This is a genomic window from Haloparvum sedimenti, assembly GCF_001462205.1.
Taxonomy (GTDB): Archaea; Halobacteriota; Halobacteria; order Halobacteriales; family Haloferacaceae; genus Haloparvum; species Haloparvum sedimenti.
Window position 1 is genome coordinate 1 of sequence record NZ_LKIR01000029.1, and the last position, 1309, is coordinate 1309.

At 56.5% G+C, this 1309-nt stretch carries 1 protein-coding gene; it reads right to left on the minus strand.

All coding sequences use genetic code 11. The annotated features are described in order from the left end of the window. Positions 1–1204: RNA-guided endonuclease InsQ/TnpB family protein (locus AN233_RS01480; RefSeq protein WP_058365103.1), on the minus strand; the 1204-nt coding region annotated here is incomplete at its 3' end. Positions 1205–1309 lie beyond the last annotated feature (105 nt).

The following is a 1309-nucleotide window of genomic DNA, read 5'->3' on the forward strand; positions in this document are numbered from 1 at the left end:
CAACGACGCGCTTTGCAGACACCGTAGTGGTGTCCGTAGGGAGCGCAGTCTCCACAGGCGTGTCTTCGGGCCATCCCAGCCCTAATTCAGAAAAGCCGCGTTGAAGAACGTTCATCGCCGCATTCGCGTCACGGTCACACTCGAACCCACACGATGGACACGAATGTTCCCTGACCCAGATTGGCTTCGCCGTCTCCACGCCGCACGACGCACATTCTTTCGTCGTTCCTTTTGCTTCGACTTGCACGACGTGACAGCCGTACAGGTCCGCCTTGTATTCCAGCAAGGAGATGAACTGTCGCCATGCTGCATCCTGCCTGGTGCGGGCGTTGTGCGACTGTTCGAGCATCCCCTTCACGTTCAAGTCCTCAACGAACACGGCGTCGTATTCACCGACGAGCCACGTCGTGATCTTGTGCTGGTAGTCCAGCACCTTCCGCTTGATGTGACGCTTCACTCTCGCCACTTCCCGACGTTGCTTCTCGTAGTTGTTCGAGCCTTTCTCCTTCCGCGAGAGTTTGCGCTGCTCGCGCTGGAGTCGTTCGTACTCGGCTTCAAGGCCGAGCCAGTCCACGGTCTTGCCATCCGACGTGTGGATGTAGTTGAGGATGCCGAGGTCGATTCCAACGCTGTTGCTCGCGTCCAACGAGTCCACGTCGGGCTTCTCGGGCACGCCAGCATCGTCAGTTTCGAGGCCGAAGGAGACGAACCACTCGCCGGTTGTCTCCTTTTTGACTGTGACTTCTTTGATGTCGGCTTCGTTTGGGATGTCGCGGTGGTAGCGGATGGTGATGTCACCGATCTTGGAGAGCCAGAGTGTCGTGCGTCGGCCACTCGTGTTTTTGAGTTCGAAGCCGGACTGCGAGAACGTCATACTCTGGAACTCCCGTGGTGACTTCCACTTGAGCTTCCCCACCTTGTTCCCGTTTTGTTTCTGCTCGGAGAGGCTGTCGAGGTTCTGGTAGAACCGTGTGACGGTTCGTTGCAGAGCCTTCGAGTTGACTTCCGAGAAGATGGGGAACTGGTCTTTCCAGCTGGGGAGTCGGGAGTGGTGTTTGTACGCGGAACCGATGTTGTCGGCGTCCACGTTCTCGTACTCGTACCGGGTGTAGTTGTACGCTTGGCGATGAACGTCGATGTGACGTTCCAGTTCAGCCGCTACCTCTTGTGTCGGATATGCGGGGTAGCGGTGACTGTACTCCATCGCTATCTCCCAATTAGAGATGTGTTTAGTTAATGGTTTGTATCACGAGTTGTCGGATTCAACCCCGGGGTCAAGCCCCGGGGCATTCTCCTTGCATTCTGTAAA